Origin of the sequence: Nostoc commune NIES-4072, assembly GCF_003113895.1 — a bacterium.
GTDB lineage: Bacteria > Cyanobacteriota > Cyanobacteriia > Cyanobacteriales > Nostocaceae > Nostoc > Nostoc commune.
The window spans coordinates 3547550-3566959 of the sequence record NZ_BDUD01000001.1; the positions used below are offsets into that span (position 1 = coordinate 3547550).

Genomic DNA, 19410 nt, shown 5'->3' on the forward strand with positions numbered 1-19410 from the left:
AAACGTTAAGGATAAAAACTATGATTTAAAAATGCTGAATTTTCGGGTATTTTGCAATACGGAGTTATAAAAACCTTGTTGTATTTAATCTTGCCATCCGCCAATATATTCCATTCCTCCACCCAAGCTTTGTTACCAGAAACATTAACTACTGAGTATATTTTCTGGCTCACTATATTGTCTGTCTGTAGGTTACTTCCTGTGACTTTATTTAATTTTGCAATATACTGATTCGTGAAGAAAGTTGATACTATTGGATTTAGAGGGATTACTTTTAATATACTTTTACTTATGAATGCTCCCATGTCTGCTGAAGTATTCTTACGGAAATGATAAGAATAGTAAGAGCCATTATCTGTAATCAATCGTCCCAAAAAAGAAGTATAGGTTTTTAAAATAATTTTAGATATAGCAACATCAATAGTTAGTACTCCAGCCGGAGAATAACTGGCGCTGACTATAGTCCCTTTGATTAATGCTGGATATTTATCAATGATTTTTCCAAATAATATAGGTTCGCCAATAAAAGTACTGGCGTTAAAATCTTTTTTGTAAGCCTGACTAACAGTTAGTGTAAAACTAGCCGAATCTTTTGTGATTGGCGATAAACTATCCCATGAAGATATGATTAAAAAGTCACTATTATTCAAAGTAATAACTAAATTCTTGCCAGCCTTAAAGGTCAAAGTATTGGTTATTTCGGTTAAAATTCTTTCCTCTTTCCCAAATCTATCTACTTTAATGGATTGAGTAGCGATCCAATGCTGATAAATGTAAGCATTAGTTGTTTTTTGAGCCAAGAAAGTACCAGAGTAATTCTCAATGTAGTTTTCTTCAAGAATGGCAGGTTTGTAATCACTTAATGGATGGGTAGGAATGAAGCCAAAGACTCCAATACCACCACTTTGATACTGAAACCTGACTTCTACAGCACCATTAGATGCTACTATTTGAGGGTCGTTTATGCCTTCTACATCTCTAATTTCATTTAGCCATCCAGGATAACTTATCCTTGCACCCCTAAAATTATAATCTTGTAATAAAAAAAGTCCAGGAATATCTGATGTTAATATCCCTGGTGGATCACTGGCGCGATTTGGAAGAACTTGACTAATAGGAAGCAGAGCAAAATAAACGGTAATATTTCCTACTTTTACAGAAATTTTTGACTTTACACCACTGGGTAAAAAAGTATAACTGTCATCTGGATAAATAAAAGAAATTGAGTCAGTTACGCTAGAGATTCCATAGTAACTTATTCCAAGTCCTTTGAATTTATCAAATTCAGAAACTTCATCGTTGATTACATTAATCAAACTCCTAGTAAATGTAAATTGACTATTGGGATTTTCCGGTGTCCATGTATCTGCATAGGCGCTTACTTGGTTGTAAGTTAATGACTGTCCATAGGGGTCATACAAAGGTGTACTAGTAAAATTTACCGGGAAGCTATGAATTTCTAAATCATGAATCATATTGCGCGTTGGCGCACCAGAATTAGATTCCCATAGCCCATTGCCTAAATAAAATTCATCGCCATTGGAAATGGGATTAGTAATTGCGACAGGTTCTTTTATTTCATTGCTTTTCAACAAATATTTTCTTAAACCGGCTTCTGTATATTTTACAGATGCCAAGTATTTGTTAACTCCTAGATTCGTGGTGTAGCCGATGAATGCCATTATCTTTTATCCAGTATTGCTGGTTCTAGCTATGCTCAGAATTTTTATAGCTTGCAAGCGATCGCCACCAATGGAAATATCAATATTTTCGCCATCAAAGCTATAAACATAAAATAAAGTTTTGACTTTGTAGGTATTTTTGGCTATAGGTTTGATGCTTTCTTCTGATTTTCTCCGAGGCATTGCGTCATATCCAGCCAATACCCCACCCCGCCTTAACCTAATGGTTTCACCCTTGCCCACAGCCCCATTAGTTTGGGCATTACCATAAGAGATATTTCCAAAAGTATCTTGTAGCCTCCCCAAGCCCAATTCAGTATCAAAAGCAGTGTAAGTGGTGGGTTCATATTGCTCTGATTGCGCCTCGGCTAAATCAGCTATTCTCTTCTGATATAGATGGCGATTAACGAGCGATCGCCCCCTTAAAATCTCGTCAGCTTCCATTCACATACCCCGAATTCAAAACTACTAGGGGAATTTGATAGCTATAACCCTGCCCATCTGGTACAGTGATTGGGCTGGATTCCACCGCGTAGGCGACGATAATGCCGTTGGCGCTCCTGGCGCGGAATGTCCCTGAACCAGTATCTGTGATATTTATTGTTGAGCCACCCCCGTTAGGTGTAACAAGAAAGTCGTTGGCAGTCATGCTGGCGACTTGGTAGATAGTGCCAGCAGCAATCCCGCCGGGGAGAGAGGCTAAGGAATCAGCAGTAAATAAAAGTTTGTCGCCATTGACAAAACCGTGATTCGTGATTGTAATGCGATCGCTCGTCGGGTTGACATCGCTGTTAGTAAAAGATTTTGATGATATGGGGGACGAATCAGCAATCAAAAACGCAGTTTGAAACTGGAGAGAACCGCCTGAAGCAGAAAAACTAGCGCTAATGGTGGGCAATTCGTGGCGTTGGTCTGTGGTGTCGTAAGTTCCATCACTTGAGAAATTGGCTACTGCCCTAGCGTAATTATTGGTTGGCAGAAGTTCATTGGAGATGAAATCAGCCAGCGAATTTGTCCGCCCTAATGATGCGGTATTGGCCAGCGCCAATCGAAATTTCGTGGAATCAGGCGGAGCAACACCCCTGAAAAGGACTTTAGCCGATTGACTTATCCAGAGATTAGTAAAAATTCCGGTTGGCATGATTGGGGAATGGGGAATGGGGAGTGGGGAGTTAGGATTTTAGATTTTGGAGTTAGACATTGGGCATTGGGCATTGGGCATTGGGCATTGGGCATTGGGCATAAGGTATAGGACAGAAAGGGAGCAGGGAGCAGGGAGTGTTTAGGAGTTATAAGAATTCTTTCCCCAATGCCCAATTCCCAATGCCCAATGCCCAAAAGCTCTACAGAAGTCTATCCCAATCCGCCTCGTCCCAGATCACTGATTCCCAAGTGGGTGATGGTTGCAAGGAATTCCAGGCACTTTCGTCCACGCCATCCCAATCGAAATCTTCCCAATAAAGCGATGAAATAAAGTCTCCTGTGAAGTTAGCACCAATACCGATACCCGCAGGCAGTACAAAGCCGCTACTCCATTGCCCACTTTCACCTAACCCCAACTGAATTTCTGAACTAGTGATAGTTAGCAGATAGGCGTAAGATTTAAATTCAATCCCCAGCGCCATACCCCCAGGTATTGGCTCAATCTCGGTATAAGGTAATATGGTAGTCCCTGGAATAACTACATTGCCATCAGCAGGTAGAGTTACACCGTTGATGATGGTATTACCGTCAGGTGTAATCGTCACGTTGCCTACCACAGCGCTACCATCTGGCGTAATGACCGCACCTCTTACGTTCGCACCATTAATAGTAAGTGTGGAAGAAGTGATGCTAATTACCCCCCGCACTGGAATTGCCGATTGAGATTCCCCAACCCAAATACCATCACAACTCCACAGTGCCTTCTGTGCCGTCACCACCCAGCTGCAACCATCAGCTAAATAATTCTGTCCCGTACCGTCAAACTCAAGTACGTTCACCCCAAATAACGGTTCATAGCCACCCAGTAAGCTATTGGGAATTGCCCCAGCCATTTCTTGTCCTTGCCACCTGCCCCTGAGTAATCTGCCTTCACGTCTGGCGATCGCTTCTAGCTGCTTATTCGCCCCACTATCACTGCTTATGAAAAACTTTTCATAAGGTACAATGATTCCTGCCAAAAATTCCACATTATAAGTGCGCTCGCGTTGCTTGAAGTTACCACTACAAGAGTCTTGAAAGTATGCGGTGTAAGTAACAGGATTTTCTTCAAGACGTTTTGTAGTTGGGCGGCGCTCGGCGGCGGGTGGGGTTTCTTGCCCTGAATTAGAGCGACGTTTCTCACTTGAATCCCAAGTTAGCCCTAGTTTTTGTTTAGCTCTGATATTTACATCATCAGGATATTCAATCGCTGTGCCGCCCTCAGCCTTTACGGTGGGTTTGAGAGTGTAAGTCTCGTATTGCCAAGTATATTTATCAATCTCCTTCCATTCTTCTGATTTGTATTCCGAAGTGACAAAGTACTCTGGTATAGTATCCCAATCATCCCAGTTTTCATTGCTGCCATTCAACACAATTACAGCAAGTTCTTGAGTCTGGGTTACTTTTTTAACAACTACTTCTTTGGGACTGTAGGTATAAGTTTCGGTGACATTTTTGGTATTTGTCAAACCCACGTAATTACCCACAATAAAATCGGGTCTAGCTTCTTGGATCTCTGCTAAATATTGAGACTTGTCTGTATTAAAAATAGTGGTTTTCTGAATCAGTTTCCCGCCAGCAGTGACCGATTCAAAGCTGGATTCTTCGATTCGGCTTTCGCCCAAAAATAACCTAAATAGTTCTGGGGGTAGATTTGGTTCTTCGGCAAAATTATCCCAAAAAGCCCTTGCTACGATTAATCCCCAAGGCTTTTCGGTAACTGAAGTGATGGTGAATTTCCCCTCATCCTCATCCCATTTCTGGGTTTCTGTTACTTTATTGATTACTATTAACCCAGTAGATTCAGGATCAAGAATCGCGGGTGAGCCGTATTGCTCAGTGGTCACTGTGCTATCAAGCTCAATTTCCCGCGTCACCATCTGCGTTCCGACTGCCTTGATTTTCTCGCAAGGTGATTCAGCGCCACCCAATCGACGATACCAAAGCTCGTTTTTGCCGACTATCAATGAAATTAGGGATTGCGTCGACTCGACGTTAACTGTAGAGACTCTAAATCGTTCTTGATTGTCAATCCACCCTACTTTGTTATTGGCATAAAGTAGCTTTCCAACAGATTGCAGGTATGAACCTGAAAGATTTAAAGGGTAATTGTAGAGGGTGTCTGGTAAATTTCCGGTAAAATTATTGATTCCAGCTTCATGCAGCAGCTTGGTGATTACGCTTGTTGCTGTACTTGAACCCGATGATTTATTATCAGCTTTGTCTGGATCTGTGGGTTCTTTGAAGTTGAGGAGTGTAATTAAATCAGCCACCTCAAGGGTTAGCTGCTGCTTCTCTGTATCATATTTTGGGGTAAGAATTCGTAGTGTCCCCCGTGGGTGGCGTGTGAGACTTCCATTGGTATCGGCTATATCTAAAGTGACAGATTTTCCCCGGCAGAAGCTACCGGGACTTTTGCGATCATCTAAACTTTGATTGAAGCCCAGTGCCTTGCCCAGCAGAATCTGCCCAGTAAAAGTAATCAGCCCAGATTGGTCAAGGTGGCTATCGCTACCTTGAAAGGAGATGAGGCACGGGGTGTAATCTGTGCCTCCTATAAGTAATCTGACGTTTCTGGCTGACTGGTTGACGGTCATGAGCGCTCATCGGTATTTTCAAGCCCATGATTCCTGTTGTTAGCTTACTGAGTAGGATAGTATCTTAAAATACGAATCATCCACTATAACAACTATATGGTTGCGTTGTTATATTTGAGCGGTCTTACAAATAGGTGCAATTATGACAGCTCCAGATTTTTTAGATAGATTGGTTGGTATTTTTCAAAATGCGATCGCTTCCACCCAAGAAAATGCCCAATTGAAAGCTGAGAACGCACAGTTGAAGGCTGAAAACACAGACCTAGCTTCCAAGCTGGATGCCGCTACAGCAGCAAGTGCAGACTTACAAACAAGGCTTGATGCGACCACAGCTTCACTAAATGAAGACGAAATCGAGAAAGCCAACACAGCAGCCAAGTTGGCTTCTTTAGAACAACTTGCATCTCAACTCGAATCTATCTCTAATAGCGCTACCCCTGTTGCTGCGTAAATCAGCAGTCATGACTGGACACTGTAATGGTTGAGCCAGAGCTTGGCTTCTGCAATCCGTCGGCGACGCAAACCCACTTCTACCGAAGAACCCGGATTGCAGTACAAACTAAAAATTCGCTCTACTTCCTTGGCATCGCTCCAAAGTTCAGGATTTTTTAGTAGTCTGCTAATGCTGGTAAACCCAGAAGCATTGTAAAAATTGCTGCCTAAGTTATAAGAAAAGCTCAGAATTGCCCCTTTCTGGTTTGTCGTCAGGTCACTCCACGAGGGGATTTTTTGCAGGGGAGGAAGGTAGTTTTTCTCTAGCTGAGTAACGAGCAGCTTGTCAGCTTCATCTTGGGTGATGGTTTCCCCTAATTGCCAATTACTACCGTCGAGCTTTTTGGTAGCTCCCCAGCCGATAGTTATGGGTTTGCCCCCAGTGAGTGGATCGGGGTAGGCGCGAAGATTGCAGCCCTCGAATTCTTTGATAAGGTCTACACCTGGCGTTGGTAAATTTGTCATGAGCGATCGCTTGAAAGTCTATGAGCATAGTTCCTATATCGCCTTGTCCAACTCCCGCAGGACGAAATTTGCTACATACGGATACAACTGATTCTTCTGCCACTGTGACTTCGGTTCAAACATCCGAGCATAAAACCGCGCTGGATACGCCACACCGCCAGTAAAGTAGTTTTGCACTCCCCCAGGTACTAAAGCTCTCGACCTATACTGCTGCTCAACAAAATCCTGGATGCTGTCATCAACAATGATGCTGTAGTTGCCTTGAGTGCGACGGAGGCGATCGCATTCCCCAAATATCGCCCCAATCGCATACCACTGCTCGTAAGTCATCATCGCGCTGATTGTCCAGATGTGCTTTGGCTCGTACACCGGGCCAGAATCTAAGGGTGCGCCTGTGATACTGTATTCTGTTTGTCCGGTGTCGGCTAGGATGCGATCGTAAAAAACAAAGCGCTTGAGGGTGACAGAGATATTGCCAATGGAGAGGGTTAGTTGCCGCATGAAGAATCTTGGCTAGTATGGGATTAAAATCAGATTTCCTATCTTTTTGGGTATGACTGGAGCCGAACTTTTTCAATGGCTTGAGGATAACTTCACACACCACCGTACTGTGCAGTACACGAATTCGGATATTAAGGATAGTTTTAAAAGTGGAGAGAAAACAGCGCTAACAGCACTTTTTGAAGCATATAAAGCTACAGGTACAATCAATGGCGTGTGGTTAGCAGTAATTTGGCTGGATGAGAAAGATGAGGCGATCGCTTATCTTGACAAGATTCTTGAGGTAAGTTCATGAGCTTAAAAATTGATCCCACCCGATGGGCAAACAAAGAGGAATGGGAGGGAACAGGGGTATACGTCAAAGCTCAGTTTGATGATGGTACTTGGGGAGTCGTGGAAATATCTCATCTTGACAAAGACTCCTTGCTTAATTGGCTTAAAAGCACAGGTGGTGATAATCGAATTGCTGAAAACTGCGTAGGTATTCTGCTTGGACACGGGCATCTTCATGAAAGTCCGCCCCCAAACATAAATTGAATCATGAAAAATTTTTCAGGAGCGGGGAGGCTAAGACCCAGTGTTGAAAATTAAACTCTTAAGAATGGCAGCACGGGAGAATTGGGATATCCGAAAAATATCGACCTCATGAAAAATTTTTCATAACCTCACACTCCCGCAGCCATAACTTGACCCCTTCCAATTCTGTTCATAAAGTCTGCCGCATCATCAATTGGGTTAGGTGAAGAGATGCTAAGAGAACGCGGCGTGTTAGCCAACGTCATAATGGCACTGTTGAGAGCATCTAGTCTTTGCTCAATCCCCTGGTTGGCCATTTTCAACGCCTCTACAAACTGATTACCTCCAGCAGACTCACGCGGTTGAATGGTGGCTGAATTTAAATTAGCAGCCGTTTTATCCATTGGAGGAATATCAGCTTTGTTGCTGGGTAATTCTGCCCCTTGGGTTGGCAACTTCATCCCCTCCCTTTGCCTTTGGTAAGCATCAAATATGCTTTCACCTGGCTTGAGTTCCAGCTTGGGCATCTGGTTGATGTCGATTTTTTGGGGAAGCGCCATCTGTGGATTAGTAGATTCCACCTTAGCCTCAGCCGAAGAGAGGCTTATTGGTCGTCGCGCTTTTTCGCCAGCTTCTACTAAATCTAATGCGCTTTGTCGTTCACGCCTTTTTTCGCCGTATTTTAAACTTTCAGTTTGAGCGCCTTGGGTCGCTTTTTGTTCAGCAGTGGAGTTAGCAGCAATCTCAGGTTGGTCATTGAGATAAGAGAGGGCGCTATCTACGCGCTGATTACTGAGGTCAATTTGTTTGTTGGCAATGTCTAGGTTAGTCTGGGCAGTTTCAATAGCCAGTGGGTCTTTCTTGGATATGGCAATTTTGAGCGCTCCCTCAGCTTCGTTTTTAGCTTTTTGGGCTGATAGTTGTGCAGATTGGGCTTCATACAAAGCAATTTGAGCAGCAATCTTCTGGCGTTTCAAGTCATTTTCCAACGACTTACGTTGAAACTCCTGCTCTTTCTCCAAAGCCATCTGCTTAATATTTGCAATTACCTTTTCAGCTTCAATCCTTTTCTCTTTAATCTGTAACTCTATTTCTTCGGGTTTGGTATTGGAATTTACCTGGTAATCCATCCCCCTCAATTGCTCACGAATCGCCCTTTTGGTTCTGCGTTTGACATTTGGATCTTTAAGTTTGTCAACCAAAGATTGTGCGTCATCAGTATCAGTTTTCTGATTTTCGGCAGGTACAAGAGCAGCATCTGACAATGCTTTAGATAAACTCTGACGCGATTGCTCTAACCTGTTAGTGCGTTCTAAACTCTGGTTGTAAAGGTCGAGCTTTGTCTTCGATTCATCAAGCTGAGAAGTTTGCTTTTTGAAGCGGTTCTCTTCAGCTTGCATGATGCGCTGGATGCTATGCTCAACCGTTTCGCGGTACTTCTCCTCGCCCGTAATCTTCAAATCAATCAATTCTCGGTTGGCAGAGGCTAGCTCTACATTGAGAGAATACTGCTCCGATGCGAATTCTCTAGCATCTCGTAGCCCGTCCTTGTATAGTTGCTTGTTTTGGGCGATGCGGTTTTTGACGAGGACAATGCGATCGCCTGCTGCTTTTTGGTCAATCTGGTTTTGTGAGAGCGCAAATTGGTCTTGGGCTTGTGGCGTTAACCCAGAAGCAAGTAATTTTTCCTTGTTTTTGGCTGTGGCATTCATGGAAGAAAGAGCGATCGCCGATTCAGCTTTCTTGTTGGCGAACTCAATATCTTTAAGTCGTCGTGCCTGCACTGCTTGCTGTACAGCGAGGCGGTTCTCTGCCTCTTGGCGTTCTGTAGCCGTTAATTCAGTCGATAAGTCACGCTGGCGTTTAGCGAATTCCTCAGCTGATACCTTGCCTTCGTTGTGATAAGCACGTAGCGTTGTTAGCTGATCAACGATGTTCTTTTTCTGCGACTGACTACTGCTAAGTTGAATCCTGGCAATTTTTTCATTAACCATTTCCTCCGATATCAACCTAACCGCTTGAGCGCCTTTGAGGAAAGAGATTTTATCGTTCTCGTCCTTTTGAATTCGAGCGCGGGAATTTGCAGCAGAATCATCCAGCAAATACAGGGAAGTATCCTGAATAGTTTGCTGAAGTTTGGCAAAACTATCAACCGTAGTTTGCTTTGCTTCGGCAAATTTTACTTTCGACTCACGACCGCTTTTAAGCTTTTCTAATATCCCTTTATCTGCTTCATCGGTGGTGTTTTTCAGTACATCATCAATTTTGGCAATACTGGCATCAGGCGAGACACCAAGGCGTTTTAGCGTTGATTGGAACTCCGGTCTGTTAACGGATTCGTTGTAGGCTTTATCTTGAATTGCGTAATTTTTTTCATCAGCAACAGCAGCATTGTACTCATCATTTGCATTCAAGAATGTGAGCTTTCTGCCGGCTAGCTTATTGGAGGAGAAGCCAGCGATCGCCTCGGTTGAATTGGCTAATTTTTGTCCTGAAAGCTTCTCTTTATTCTTCTCTTGCCCCTCAGCTAGTGCTAGGTTTAACTTCCGCAACGATTGGGTAAATGCCAGAATTGGATCGATCCGCAACGACCCCAATGCTGTTTCCATCTCAGCTTTAAATTGCTTTAGTGGTTCAAGCTGTAGTTTGAGATTTTGACGTTGTTTGTCGGCTGCTGCTTCCCCGCCCAAAGCAGCAATATTATCAGGATTATTTAGCTGCTCTAGCTGTGATTTAATCGAATTGATTTTCTGGGTTGTGCGATTGAGTTCCAGAGTTAATGGCTTGGCGGCATCGCTGCGCTGGTCATTGAGCGCAGTTATTTTTAAGTTTTGAGAGTCAAGCTGACGCTTTGATTCAACAGGGACAGCTTGACCTTTGTCAACAAAATCCCGTTTGATTTGGGCTTGCAATATTGCCCTTTGTTCCTCTGCGGCTTTTAGCTGGGCATCAATGCCGCGTAGTTTTCCACCCTCTCCAGTACCAGTTTTGAATTCGGTTAGTCGGTAGCGTCCTTCGGCTAATGCTTCAGTGTTGGAAAGCCCCTGCTGCTCAATACTGTTGGCGGTATTGTCCCTTTCGTACTGCCCATAAGTTTTGATTTTTTTGCCGAAAATACCGCCCGGAATCGGGCCTAAATCCCTGTTCAGAAAGCCAATTCCTGAATCTATGAACCTACCAACACCGCTAGTTGCTACAGGCTCTGTGCCTTTATTCTCCTGCCCAGGCTTGGGTTTTTCAAATGCTTTCTTAGATTCCTCCGCCGCTCGACGAGCGGCATCAGCCGCCTTGCTAAAGGATTGCACTAACTCGGTATTAACTGCTTGATTGAGCAAATTAATCACTTCCAAGACGGCGAAAATACCAGCCGTTAGCTTGACTGAGAACGAGTTATTAATGGTCTGACCTAGAGCCTGCATCCCACCGCTCAAAGTACCAGTGGCTAGCTTAGTGGCAATCAACTGAGCAATCACGGCTTGTAATGCGCCAACCATCTTCACTGACAATGTGACCGTCACACTAAGCAGGATAAATCCTAATTCTTTAGCAACAGACGCAACACCCTTAAGAATTACAGATAAGCCGTTTAACCCCGCAGTAGCAGCTGGTGCAACGCCCTCACCAATACCCTGTTGCAAGCTCAAAAATGCGTTCTGTACGCCAAATATAGCGCTTTGAGCATTGCCAGAAGCATCTTTCGCTGCATCTCCGAATTCTGCTTGCAACTGTTTAGCAAATTTAGGCAGAAAGTCTTGGGAGAGGATTTGCCCAGTATCTAGCAGGCGCGTGAACTCCACTTCTGTCAGCCCCATTGCCCGCGCCGCAATGCCCATCGCACCTGGCAAGCGTTCACCAAGTTGTTGACGCAATTCTTCAGATGATACCTTGCCCTTAGAAATCATCTGGCTCAACGCGAGAATCGTACCTTGGGTATCTTCCGCCGACAAACTCAATACCGTACTAGCTTGCGAGATCCCTAAGAATATCTCACGGGTTCCTTTACCTTCTAGCGCAGAATTTCTGGCAGATGCTGCTAATGAAGTGAAACCTTCGGCGGAGGCTTTGAGGGGGACTTTCAAATCATCAACCGTCTTTCTCACAAATGCCAGATTTTGAGCGCCCCCGGCAGTTCCCCCTGATGCGAAGTTGAGGGCGGTTTTGAGGCGATCGAGTTCAACGAATGCTTTAAAGGCATCTGTGGCGAGGTTGGTAAAAAATCCTTGTAGGAAATTGGAAACCTGGAAGGCAAAGATTCCCTTCAGGAGAGTGAAAACATTTGGCAGCATCTGCCTAAACTTATCAGCACCACCCAAAATCACATCAAAAGGATTTCTTGCTGGAGGATCTTCGCCGAGAAGCTTGAGGTTTTCTCTAATTAGGGCATTTTGCCGCTCCAATTCTTTGATATTTTGCTGTTTGGATGCTTCCGATCCGCCAGCGATGCCAGCACGCAAATTTTTGGCAACTGGTTCGAGTTCTTTACCGTTTTTAATATTGAGTTGAATTCCTGCAAGTCGCTGCTTATCTGCGTCAATCCTACCTGTCAAGTCCTCGGCTTTCCCACTTAATCGCTGTAAATCTCCAGATGTCAACTTGGGATCTTTGCCTGATTGAGCGCGTTTAATTTGATTGAGTACCGCGTTTAACCGTCGCTCATTTTGCTGAATTTGCTTTTGAATAAGTTGGGCTTCTTTCTCAGTCGCCTTACCCAACGCAATTTGAGCATCAACATCAGCTAATAAAACTTGAGCTTGTTGCCCTAAATATTCGGCTTGCTTGGTAAGCGCACTCAATCGAGCCAGTCTAAATTCTTTACCAAGTCCTTTAAAGAATGATTGCTGGGGAAGCTTGGGCAGATCCTTTTCAACCCTTGGGGCTTCAGTTTCAATGGTGGGTGCATCAATATTGCCACCATAGCCGCGTTGAATTTTCCTTAAAACGCGACGGGTTTTGCGTTGCCCTAGCGCCTCATCAAAACCAATTCCTGCTTCAATCTCACTTACTTTGGTGTTGGTATTTTGCTCGACTTGCTTTAGTGCAGCTTCCGCACGTAGGGTACTACGCCCTGCGTTTTTTTGAAGTTCTTTAAGATTTTTTTGAGCTTGTTTTTCGGCGATTCTTGCAAGCGATCGCATTTGTTTAAGAGCATCGTCAACCCCAATTGATTGAGATTCTAATTTTTGCGCTAACTCTCGCAATAGTTGATTTTGGTATTCATCAAATTGAGGCATAAATGATTCCAGCTTTTTGATAAGCTGGTTCATTCTCTTGATTTCTTTGTCAGGATTTGCAATGCCCGTGGCTATTTTTTTGCGCCTGGATATTACAGATTTAAGCCTGGTTAGCTCTTTCTCGATTTCTGGATCTTCAACAGCGAATAGCTCAAAGCCAGAAACGCCTTGCTTATCTGTTGCAACTGCTTTTGAAGTTGGTAATTGAGAATTCTGTAACTGTCTTATGGCAGGTGAGTAAGTTCTGTATTGGCGCTCAATAGTACCTTTGAATTGCCCTAGCTTCTTTCGCGTTTCACTTGATAAATCTGTGCGCTTGAGTTGTTCGCTAACAAGAGCGATTTGTTGATCGATGTTCGTCAACGTGCTGCCAGCCAACTCTTGATTAGTGACTTTGCGATCGCGTGCTGGGCCTTTAAAAGATTGCTTGAGATTAGCGGTAATGGTTGCCTGTGCAGTTTGAACTTGCTTGAGCAATTCAGCCTCGGTTGGCACGTCGCCAGATTTCACGCCAGATTGCAAACCCTGTTGAATACTTTTGAATACCTGCTCGAAGTAGCGCTCGGCAAATACATAAGCATCCTCTTCCAGGGATTTCACCACTTCAACATCGCCAGATGTAGCGCCCAGCGCTCCTTTTTTGAAGAAATCTGCACTAGCCTGAATCTTGCTGCCGAGTTGTTGTTGCTCTTGGGGAGTGCCTTTGATTAGCTGAAATTCTGGGTTACCTGATTGACTTATTGTCCTTTGTCCAAATCCGGTTTGCATCGCGTGACGAAGCTCATGCACCAGAGTCTTAATGACATCGGGAGAGATTATACCTTTACTTAACTCGTCGTAGCGACTTGATGGGAGGGTAACTGCGTTATCGACACTATTGTATTTTCCTGTGAATCCGGCTTTTTCTGGGCCGCGTACCAACTGAGGGATTTTGTTGGCAGGGATTTTAACTCCAGCTAACTGTTGAAATTGAGCAAGTACATCTTGAAAGATTTGTAGTGCAGGAGTTACAGCAATAGCGGGTTGTTTAACTAAGTCCTCAACTTGAGTGGTTTGCTTTGCTGCGACATTTCTGGGTTTTGCCTTCACCCTAGTCGTCCGTGCTTGTACCTCTTGGGGTGCGTCTAAAAGCCTTTGGGCTAAAGCTGTACGCTCCTGCTCTAGCGAGTCCTTTAGCCGTTTACGCTCCTGAATAAATTCACCAGCCGATTCCTGTTTTATCTTCAGGTTTTCAGAAATATTGGTTTTATAGGCTGATATTTCTTGGCTTGCTGAATTCGCTCTTAATCCAGCCTTTTTGCTCTCCAGTAATGAGTTTTTAGCCCCAGCATCATCGCCAGATTGCAAAGCCGCGATCGCTTCTGCCTTTAGCCTCGCTTCCTCTTGCTTATAGGCTTTTAGTCTAGTTCGCGCTTCCTTGATATTTTCCTGCTGAATTTTGATGTTGCCATCAAGCCTAGTAACTATGCCGTTTGCCCTAACAGATGACTCTTTGAGGGCGAATTCCGTCTCATCGACTTTTCTGGTGTCGGCTCCTGCCATTCTTAACTTACCAACGGCACCAGAAGTTTCCCCCAGTAATCCAGCTATCTGCTGTTGCAAAAATTGCTCTGCTTTTTTGGCCTCAACAAGTGCGCTGGATGCCTGAGCAATTTGCAGGTCAATTTCTTCAACAGCTTGCTTAATTTCTTCGGTTTCTGTCCCTACGTTGGTAAGCAGTTCTCTATCCGCTTGTAGAGAACTTAATTGCGATGACTTTGACTTTACTTCCTGTTGATATTGAGGGAGAATTTCTTGCTTAATTTTTTGGGCTTGCTGTTGTCTTTGAGGTGCGTTAGCGATCGCTGTTTGCAACTCAATCCCAAGTTCTTGCTGAGATAATTTTTGCAGCTGCTGCTGTCGCTGTCGGTTTTGCTGTTTACCAGCAGTCGATGCAATCAATTGCTCAGACTCACCTACAATACTGGTAATTTGTCCAGCTAAGTCCTGCTTCAGCTTTTGTAGTGGTGGGCTTTTGAGAATAGCTGAGGCTATTTTTCCGCCAACTGTATTACCTAATTTAGGGATAGCTGAGGTGACTAGCTTCTCTCCTAGCAAATCAAAACTGCCGATGATTGGGGCAAGTTGAGACTCAATTCCTCTCCCTAGTCCTGTCCCAAGCTGCTTAGAAAGCTGCAAGCCCACGCCTTCAAATGCACCGATGGTTATTCCCTTGAGGGGGGCAAGTAGGGTGTCACCAATACCACTGAATATTTTAGAAAAAGTACTAGGAGGTTTAGGGCGAGACTTTTTAAAACCCTCTTCAATTGCACTTGTGATTTTCTCGCTTGCTTCCGCCCCCGAAATATTTTTTAAAGGATTAAAATCACCGGAATTAACGTCTACATTAATTTTGATTTTGGACTTTTTAAAAAAACCCTCAATCTTGTTGGTAACGCCCTTGAGTTTGGATTCATCAACAGAATCCAGTCCCTGGATCAATCCCGCGATCGCATACTTACCAATCTCTCTAAAAACCCTCGATGGCGACTGAATACCTAGCTGCTTATTAACCGACTTCACCATCGAATCAATGGCTGATTTACCCGCGCCCTCAACCCCAGAAAACCCCTGAGTAAAACCCTCAGCAGCATATTTACCGATCGTTTCAAACTGCTGCTTTACCTTGGCTTCGTCAACTTTAATATCAACCGTGACAGGCGTTATTTTTGACAGCCGCCGCAGTTTTTCTTGGAAATCTTTGACGTTGGGTGCTAAGTCAACCTTGATAGGGTCGATACTAGTTGACAGCTTCTTGATTTGCTGGTCAAAAGTTTTTGTATCTATCTCAAGGGGAATGAGGATAGGTTGCTGGATTCGCAATCCCTTGATTTGTTGTTCAAAGTCTTTGGTATCAAGCTTGATGCGATATGCGATTTGACCTGCATCAGTCGCTTGCAACTTTTTCAAGTCGCTGTCGAATTGGGAACGATCCAGGTTTAATTTTATTGAAGCGGAACCAAGAGTACCCATGATTGCGATCGCATTACATCAAACAATGGGTTCCCTTTTGACTGTGGAAAACCTCATGAAAAATTTTTCATAAGCCTAAATTCGGCAGTCACTGTCTGCCGAATCAGGAAATTGCAAATTCTCCATCCAGCACCCATGCTTGACCCAATTCTGGCAGTTTCACTACACCGCCATCTGTAGCGACTTCCCCACTCACGCCATCAACAAACCCCAGAGGGAATCGCACCAAACCATTATCAACCACAGGCATTAGCAGCACTAGCCCTTCACCCCCCCATAAAAGGGGGTTACATGGATCGCTATTACGGGATTTGGCTAATTTATCCACGGGTGCGATCGCCACTACCCACCCCGGCAACTTCCCAGCGTCAGCCAGAGCAAAGAAGGCATTCGCAGCAGCGCTTGAAATCCTTTCCCCTTCATCCTCGGTAGGCGTGAAGTAGAAAAAGTCACTCGGTTTCGCCGCTTCCGATTTCGGATCGCGGTTGGAGTTGACAAAGCAGGATGTAAGAGTAGCGATTCCTAACTCAGCCAGGTGCAACTCTTCGCGGTGGAGTTTCGCGCCATAGTGCAGCGCTTGTAGAATTATCCAGGTTGGCTGGTTTCCAAAGCTTTCTTCACTGAACCGTTCTTCTTGTGGCCAGTATCTTCTGACTCTCCAGTAGATTTCTCCCCAGTCAGGATCTCGCTGTTCGGTGTCGAGTTTCCCAAGTCTTCTGACGCTCGAAGACTCGCTAACGCTTCGCTATCGGTGACTTGGGTTACAGATGTTGGCCAACCAGCTTCTTCGTTTTTGGCAAATTCAATAATCAGAGTCAGCAATTGCGGATGAAGTTGATTTGGATCGCCAGTGTTTTCAAGCTTCCAGTCAGGTACTAACCGTTGAATTACGGCAGTAGCCAATACCAAGCTACGCTGCATAGCCGCATCATCCATCAAGTCTTGAAAACTTACGAACTCTTCTAAATACTCTGCTAGCGACTCACTATCACCCTGAGTTAGAGCGTTGTAAATGTCAATTACTTGCTTACCTGATTTAACAGCAATATCTTTGGCTAATTTCACAGCAGCAAGGCGAATATCTGTTAAGTTAGCTGCTTTGATGAATAGGCGCTCGTTGGGGCTGATATCGCCATATTTAGGTAATTCTAATTCGCCAATTTCAGGATTTCCTACAGTAACTTTTTCAAATTTTTGTGGGAAAGTCTTAAAAGGAAGTTTAAGCATTGTTAATTATTGGTTATCAGTTATCAGTTATCAGTTAACTAAATTCCCGATGCCAATAGAAAAGGTGGCTCGCGCCTAACCCAAGATGAGACAATGAAGGGTAAAATCTTATAAAAAACGGGTGTCACTGAACACCCGTACCTATTCCAATAACAAGAGTAATTTAAATTTCAAATATTATATTGCGCTTCTTAAAAAGTTGTTCATGGGGGAAACCCCCAAGACCACACTTTTCGCTTGCTCTTTATGCTAATAGTGCAAGAGTTAAACGTCAATCATGGGCTAAAAAATGTCTGTTTGTCCAGTCACTCACTGGACATATTAGAATTGTCCAGTGAGTGACTGGACAACTTAAAAATGACTGGACAAACCGTCAAAATATCTAGCCTGCAACAGCGTTATAAACTAAACTCTAGGCAAGCGATTTATGATCGCATTAATGGTCTGAAGATGAGGCCAGTAGCACCAGGTAAGATTTCCGCCGAACAATTAGACTTACTGGACAGACTAGACATTCATATTCGAGGCGGGGGTGCGATCGCGGATTTTCCAATTCAGCCAGAAGTTCAAGTGGACAAACTGGACAAGATCCCGCAACGAGACATTAAACTTGATAGCAGTGGAATGAGTGCCGTCAACGTCATGGCAGAGTTGATGGAAAAAATGATGTCTTACGCCTATGCAAGGGATTCTTCCCCACTGGCTAATTACGAGGAACTAGAGAAAGCAGCCAAGTTTGAATGGGTGCTACCCACGTCTTTAGTCAAACAACTGACAGGAGTTTCCCCAAAAACGACGCATGATAGTCATGCTTTCCTAGTCATGGGTTTCGCTTTTACTAAAATTGGAAAAATTGGGCGTGAAGCTGGCTGGCAGGTAACAAAGCAAGTGGCTACCCTTGACCTAAAATGGCTAAGTCCTGTCCGCCAATCAACCTAGCAGCTGTACTTTGAGCGTCACTTGGTAAGTGTTCTTTACCAATACTCAAGCTTGCTGCTAGCACAGCTTTGAGTTCAACTTCTGGCAGATATTCAATTACCAATGCGATCGCTTCTTTCAACTGCTCAGAAATATCCTCAACTTCTACATCAATAATTTCAGCATCCACTGACTCAAGTAATTGAGACTCAGGAATCAGTTCTTTCTTGAGAAAGGGAATTTCACCCTTAGAAGTTTTGCAAACTAAGACATCTCCTTTGTTCAACTCCTCCTTAACTTCAACTGTTTCCCCGTAGCACGCATGACCTTTTAGTGCTACCTTATACTTTGGTGTTGGCTCTGGTGGTGGTGCTTCTGGTTTTGGTTCGGCGGCGGCTAGAGCAAGAGCAGTTCTTAACGAAGGCAATAGAGATTCACTTTCGTCACGCGTGTCTAAAGTAGCGATGATTTTTTCCCAGTTTTTAGCAATCAGCATCAACCGATTGGCATGGCGATGAGTGAAATCGCAGTTTTTGCTAACCCAATCACCGAACTGACCGTAAGGTAAAGAACTCTTGACCTTAATCAACATTTCTCCTGCTTCTTTATCGGCGGCGATCGCTAACTTAAAAGATTCAATCCCAGCTTCATAAAACTGCTTTGACTGCTTAAAAACTTCATTGATACTATTAGCTAATTCTAATAAATTCATAACTCTTCTTGTGATAAAGATACTCGTAGCTTGACTAAACCTAAATTAATATAAGCCTTGATTTTTTCAGGCGTTTTCTTTTGGCGTTTAGCAATATCTTGAATTGAGTTGTTGCTGAAAAATTTTTCAACAATGGCAGTTCGCTGCGACGCTTGTAGCTTGTTCAAGTGTTTCAGCACTGCCTTATCATCAACTTCATCCTCCAACTCCTGCATAGGTTCGTGAAGAAGTTCGTCTAAACTAATAGTTATATTGCTGTCTAAAGCTTCTATTTCACGCCATTTCTCTTCACTTATGCCTAAGCCCAAGGCAATTTGCAAAGCATCAGTTTCTCTACCAAGAGATGCAAGGCTTCTCTGTACTCTGCGTACTTTTGCCTTGGTTTCAAGGGCAGTGCGCGGAAGTTTCACGCTTTGCCATTGGTCGCGTAAAAAGTGCTGAATTTCCCCTTGAATATAGGGGATAGCAAAGGAGCTAAAGGCATTTCCAGTATTAGGGTCAAAGCGATCGGCGGCCTTTAAAAGCCCGATGTAACCTAACTGATATAAATCATCGTAAGGTTCGCGGCAAGTTTGAGACATCCTATGCACAACCTTGTGGACTAATTTTTCATTCTTCTGGGCCAATGAATTCCGTTCACGAACATCAGATGAACGCATATTATTTTGTAACCAAATATATTAATCAGGTTATTTGGTTACAAGTAATACAGTCATTGGGAGGAGTACGGAAGTTAGGAATATCTTTATATTTATGAGTAGGGCAGGGATTTTTGTTGTTCTATCGCAGTGGCGATCGCTACTGCCTCCCACCAATCGTATCTAAGGCTGCCCATCAAAAAAACCTTGACGACGATTGCTCAAGAAAATCTGTAA

At 43.8% G+C, this 19410-nt stretch carries 16 protein-coding genes; 5 read left to right on the top strand and 11 right to left on the bottom strand.

The window, feature by feature from the left end; genetic code table 11:
• Window positions 1-5 precede the first annotated feature (5 nt).
• From CDC33_RS15810 to CDC33_RS15820, 3 genes are read right to left on the bottom strand one after another with little or no spacing between them, the layout of a single operon-like run.
• On the bottom strand, window positions 6-1682 hold the full coding sequence (locus CDC33_RS15810; protein WP_109009261.1) for a hypothetical protein: 1677 nt from the start codon (window positions 1680-1682) through the stop codon (window positions 6-8).
• A 6-nt stretch (window positions 1683-1688) separates the two neighbouring features.
• Window positions 1689-2126, bottom strand: coding sequence for a hypothetical protein (locus tag CDC33_RS15815; protein ID WP_109009262.1), 438 nt, complete (start codon window positions 2124-2126; stop codon window positions 1689-1691).
• Complete coding sequence (locus CDC33_RS15820) at window positions 2116-2730, bottom strand: hypothetical protein (protein WP_146195823.1); 615 nt, start codon at window positions 2728-2730, stop codon at window positions 2116-2118. The genes CDC33_RS15815 and CDC33_RS15820 overlap by 11 nt, the downstream gene beginning before the upstream one ends.
• Before the next feature lie 54 nt (window positions 2731-2784).
• Between CDC33_RS15820 and CDC33_RS38795 the strand changes: the two genes are divergently transcribed.
• Window positions 2785-2934, top strand: coding sequence for a hypothetical protein (locus tag CDC33_RS38795; protein WP_181374261.1), 150 nt, complete (start codon window positions 2785-2787; stop codon window positions 2932-2934).
• A gap of 91 nt (window positions 2935-3025) precedes the next feature.
• Here the strand turns inward: CDC33_RS38795 and CDC33_RS15825 are convergent, their stop codons facing one another.
• Window positions 3026-5461, bottom strand: coding sequence for a hypothetical protein (locus tag CDC33_RS15825; RefSeq protein WP_109009264.1), 2436 nt, complete (start codon window positions 5459-5461; stop codon window positions 3026-3028).
• A gap of 142 nt (window positions 5462-5603) precedes the next feature.
• Between CDC33_RS15825 and CDC33_RS15830 the strand changes: the two genes are divergently transcribed.
• Window positions 5604-5912 carry an MreC domain-containing protein gene (locus CDC33_RS15830; RefSeq protein ID WP_109009265.1) on the top strand — a complete coding sequence of 103 codons (309 nt, stop codon included), beginning with the start codon at window positions 5604-5606 and terminating at the stop codon, window positions 5910-5912.
• An 8-nt stretch (window positions 5913-5920) separates the two neighbouring features.
• On the opposite strand, the gene CDC33_RS15835 is transcribed toward CDC33_RS15830, so the two are convergent.
• Window positions 5921-6418 (bottom strand): lysozyme, encoded by a 498-nt coding sequence (locus CDC33_RS15835; RefSeq protein WP_109009266.1) that lies wholly within the window; start codon window positions 6416-6418, stop codon window positions 5921-5923.
• Window positions 6419-6451: 33 nt separating this feature from the next.
• Complete coding sequence (locus CDC33_RS15840) at window positions 6452-6919, bottom strand: hypothetical protein (protein ID WP_109009267.1); 468 nt, start codon at window positions 6917-6919, stop codon at window positions 6452-6454.
• A gap of 52 nt (window positions 6920-6971) precedes the next feature.
• On the opposite strand from CDC33_RS15840, the gene CDC33_RS15845 reads away from it, so the two are divergent.
• Both CDC33_RS15845 and CDC33_RS15850 read left to right on the top strand, forming a co-directional pair.
• The gene (locus CDC33_RS15845) at window positions 6972-7214 is read left to right on the top strand and encodes a hypothetical protein (protein ID WP_109009268.1); all 243 of its coding nucleotides are present in this window, start codon (window positions 6972-6974) and stop codon (window positions 7212-7214) included.
• Window positions 7211-7456 carry a hypothetical protein gene (locus CDC33_RS15850; RefSeq protein WP_109009269.1) on the top strand — a complete coding sequence of 82 codons (246 nt, stop codon included), beginning with the start codon at window positions 7211-7213 and terminating at the stop codon, window positions 7454-7456. Before CDC33_RS15845 ends, CDC33_RS15850 begins: the two co-directional genes overlap by 4 nt.
• Before the next feature lie 128 nt (window positions 7457-7584).
• Here the strand turns inward: CDC33_RS15850 and CDC33_RS15855 are convergent, their stop codons facing one another.
• From CDC33_RS15855 to CDC33_RS15865, 3 genes are all read right to left on the bottom strand, one after another.
• A complete protein-coding gene (locus tag CDC33_RS15855) occupies window positions 7585-15678 on the bottom strand; it encodes a tape measure protein (protein ID WP_109009270.1) in 8094 nt (2697 codons plus the stop codon).
• A 103-nt stretch (window positions 15679-15781) separates the two neighbouring features.
• Window positions 15782-16219, bottom strand: a complete 438-nt coding sequence (locus tag CDC33_RS15860; protein WP_109009271.1) for a hypothetical protein — start codon at window positions 16217-16219, stop codon at window positions 15782-15784.
• A gap of 44 nt (window positions 16220-16263) precedes the next feature.
• Window positions 16264-16905: a hypothetical protein gene (locus CDC33_RS15865; protein WP_109009272.1), complete on the bottom strand. Its 642-nt coding sequence runs from the start codon at window positions 16903-16905 to the stop codon at window positions 16264-16266.
• A gap of 357 nt (window positions 16906-17262) precedes the next feature.
• Here CDC33_RS15865 and CDC33_RS15870 point away from each other — a divergent pair, with 357 nt between their 5' ends.
• Window positions 17263-17844: a hypothetical protein gene (locus CDC33_RS15870; RefSeq protein ID WP_109009273.1), complete on the top strand. Its 582-nt coding sequence runs from the start codon at window positions 17263-17265 to the stop codon at window positions 17842-17844.
• Here the strand turns inward: CDC33_RS15870 and CDC33_RS15875 are convergent.
• Both CDC33_RS15875 and CDC33_RS15880 read right to left on the bottom strand, forming a co-directional pair.
• Entirely contained in the window at window positions 17798-18535 is a 738-nt protein-coding gene (locus CDC33_RS15875; protein WP_109009274.1) for a DUF3102 domain-containing protein, read from the bottom strand. The genes CDC33_RS15870 and CDC33_RS15875 overlap by 47 nt on opposite strands.
• Entirely contained in the window at window positions 18532-19194 is a 663-nt protein-coding gene (locus CDC33_RS15880; protein ID WP_109009275.1) for a sigma-70 family RNA polymerase sigma factor, read from the bottom strand. The genes CDC33_RS15875 and CDC33_RS15880 overlap by 4 nt, the downstream gene beginning before the upstream one ends.
• Window positions 19195-19410 lie beyond the last annotated feature (216 nt).